We start from the raw sequence: 3,223 nt of genomic DNA on the forward strand, positions 1-3,223 counted from the left end.
TTTGCCGGCGTGTTCAGCGTGAATGAACCGTCGTCACAACGAACCCGACGCCTTTTGGTTGTTGACGATCGTGATCGGGTCCGGTTCGCAGCAGACTGCCCGGGCATGGAACCACATGAACGTCCGGGATCCCGCCCGTGAGAACGCGTCATTGCTCGATCGAGGATGACTCGACGGGTCGTTCGAGCAGGGTGCGGGCGATAGCGGCGTAGGCGATCGCGGTTGCGGTGCTGAGGTTAAACACCGCGGCCAGGTGCAGCGGGTCGGCCCGGACGGCGAGCGCTTCGTGCAGGACGCGGTCACCGCGGATCTGCTCGAGCTGGACACCGCGCAGCAGCAGGTGCCAGCTCAGGTAGTAGTCGCTGACCGGTGCGGTGCCGGTCGCGGTGACCGCGGAGACCAGCACGTGCCGGTTCGGGGTGTGCGGCCAGAGGGTCTGCCGGTGCTGCAGCCACCCGATCAGCGCTGCGTGCACGAACTCACCGAGCCGCTGCGGGTGACCGGCCAGGCTGATGCGGCGACCGGCCAGATCGATGTCGTCGAGAGTCAGCTCGCGGATCGCGGTCGCGCGGGCGGCGTGGACCGCGACCAGAGCGACGACCACCCGCTGGGCCGGGGTGACCGCGGTGTCCGCGACGGCGGCGATCTGCGCATCGGTCATCGGGAGCAGCGCCCGGGCCGGGGCGGCGTGCCCGACGTGGAGCCGCCGGGTCGGATCGGTGAAGATCAGACGGCGACGCCGGGCGAACCCGAACAGCGACCGCAACGCGACGAAGGTCCCGGCGAGGTGGTGCCCGCGCAACGGGTCCAGCACAGCGCGGACGTCGTCGACGGTGACCTCCCGTAACTGCCCACGGGTGGCTGACCAGGCCAGCAGATGCGGCCGGGCCCGCCCGAAGTAGCCGTAGATCGTCGAGGCCGACCGGGGACGGGAGCGCGCGTCGCCGTCAAGCAGCACCAGCAGCCACGCCCGAACCTCGCCCTGGAACCCGACCGGCAACACCTGGCAACGGTCCTCAATCCAGGACCGCATCGTCGGCACGACATCATCGACGAGCAGCCCCACCTCCCGGAGAACCTGCGCGACCCGCTCCAACCGGACGCCTCGAGTCACGCCGAGCAGCAGCCGCAGCTCGCTCACCAGGATCGGCTGCCCGCCGAGCCGGCTGCCTGACCGGCTGTCGGGCGGGCTGTCGATCGCGAGTTGCAGCCCGGCCAGGACCCGCTGCAGCGACAGCGCGCTCCACCCGGCGGTCTCCGCGGTCTGGAACGCCCGCTCGAACACCACCCGCGACGCAGACCCGGCGGCCGACCCCTGGACCCAGTCGGCCAGCCGCGGCTGAACCGCGGGACGGCGGACAGCGGGCGGGTGGCAGGTGTGGCAGCGCAGCCGGCGCCGCCCACCACGACGGCTCGCGCTGTGATCGACCGGACCCCCGCAGACCCGACACGGCGTGTCGTCCCGCCGTCCCTGGGCTGCTGCCCGGCGAACCGGCCGGCACCGGTGACAGTGCAGCCGAGGCCGGCCACCGCGCAGACCGGCGCCACGATCGATCGGGCCTCCACAGCTGCGACACGGCACCCCACCCGGCCGGGCGCTCACCTGCTGGTCGCTCACCTGCTGGTCATCGTGGCGGCAGGGAACGACCCGAACGCGGCCGCGGCGTCACCGACCGGGCCGGCACCGGCCCGCGCTGCTGCCCGACCGCGGTGTCGGCCTGCTCGGCGCCCGCCCGCGGCGCAGGGACCTTCTCCGGTTCGGCGGTGATCAGGTCGCTGATCTCGCAACCCAGGACCGCGCAGAACGCGTCCAGCTCGTCGGGGCGCAACACCGCGGGCTGCCCCGACCACAGACCCGACATCTTCCCCGTGCTCATCTCCACGCCGTGCTCGGCGAGCATCCGACGTAGCTCGCTGGCCTTCCAGACACCACGGTTCGCCGCGGCCAGGCGCAAGTTCCACTTCACCGGATCAACCCCTCCCACCGCGCAGCGGCGCGTTGCTGGCCCGCCATGACCGCGTCCTCGACCCGGGTGGCGTGCACGTGGACATACCGCATCGTCGTGGAGATCCAGGAATGGCCGAGCAGCTCCTGCACCGCGATGATGTCCACCCCGGCCTGATAGAGCTGGCTGGCGCAGTAGTGCCGCAACACGTGCGGAGTCAACCGGCCCACCCAGCCCGGCAGATGCGCCGCGACCGCCTCGGTCAGCCCCCGCCGGACCACGTCAGTACTCACCCTCGCCCCCGGGCCGTCCAGCCGGCGACGCTCCGACGGGAACAACGGTGCACCCGGCAACCCGTGGTCGGCGTCGAACTGGCCCCACACGTCCTGGATGAACCACGCCAACGCCCGGTCCGCGCCGTTGATCAACGGCACCACCCGCTGCCGCGGACCTTTCCGCCGCGCGCCCTTGCCATGACGAACGTTGAGCTTGCCGAACCGGCCCAGCTCCCACCGGACATCATCCAGGTCGAGCAGGCACGCCTCGTTGATCCGCAACCCCACATCCGCCGACAACCGCGCCACCATGTAGTTGCGCGCCGACGGCGCGAACTTGCGGCACGTCACCAACTCCCGACGCCACCCGGCGAACAACTGCTCCAACTCGGCCTCGGTCGGCGGGATCCGCAACCGCGCATCCACCGACATCCGCGGCCGGTTCATCTCATCGATCGGGCACTCCACCACCCGCCCGGTCAGCTCGTGCAACTCGACCTTGTGCCGCAGCTCCAGGAACTCGAAGTAGGTCACCAGGACCTGCGCCCGCGCCGCCCGCGTCGAGGACGACACCGAGCGCAAGACCGTGCCGAAATAGCGGTCGGCGTCACGCGGCTCCATCTCCCACAACGGCCGCTCGAACCAGCGCCGCACCGACTCCAGATGGTTCGTGTCACCACGGATCGTGCTGTCGGCCAACCCCGCCGAACACCGCGCCAGCACGAACCCCGCCAACACGTCCAACTCGACGTCGGCGAGCTCCTCATCCGTCGCCGGCGCCCGCGGCTCCCGCAGAGAACGCACCACCGCGAGCTTCAACACGCCCCCTCGCTGTTCACCCCTGATGAAGAATCATCAGCACTGCGGTGATCCTGTCAGCCCCGCCCAACAGGCTTCAACCCGGCCCCAACCAGCCGCCCTGACACGCAGGCCAAGGTCCAGCCGGGCAGCAGCGCCCGCAGCGGACCTCCGCCAGCGGGGGAACCCATCGACTGTTGCGTA

Annotated in this window: 3 protein-coding genes; all 3 read right to left on the minus strand. The window is 70.9% G+C overall.

What is annotated here, in order from left to right:
* Positions 1-148: 148 nt before the first annotated feature.
* The 3 genes from KIK08_RS38250 to KIK08_RS38260 all read right to left on the minus strand — a co-directional run bounded on the left by KIK08_RS38250 (position 149) and on the right by KIK08_RS38260 (position 3,043).
* Positions 149-1,288 carry a site-specific integrase gene (locus KIK08_RS38250; RefSeq protein ID WP_214408198.1) on the minus strand — a complete coding sequence of 380 codons (1,140 nt, stop codon included), beginning with the start codon at positions 1,286-1,288 and terminating at the stop codon, positions 149-151.
* A gap of 337 nt (positions 1,289-1,625) precedes the next feature.
* Positions 1,626-1,967 (minus strand): helix-turn-helix domain-containing protein, encoded by a 342-nt coding sequence (locus tag KIK08_RS38255; RefSeq protein WP_214408199.1) that lies wholly within the window; start codon positions 1,965-1,967, stop codon positions 1,626-1,628.
* Positions 1,964-3,043 (minus strand): tyrosine-type recombinase/integrase, encoded by a 1,080-nt coding sequence (locus KIK08_RS38260; protein WP_308258155.1) that lies wholly within the window; start codon positions 3,041-3,043, stop codon positions 1,964-1,966. Before KIK08_RS38260 ends, KIK08_RS38255 begins: the two co-directional genes overlap by 4 nt.
* Positions 3,044-3,223 lie beyond the last annotated feature (180 nt).

The sequence above is a fragment of the Pseudonocardia lacus genome, from assembly GCF_018531445.1.
GTDB classification, from domain to species: Bacteria; Actinomycetota; Actinomycetes; order Mycobacteriales; family Pseudonocardiaceae; genus Pseudonocardia; species Pseudonocardia lacus.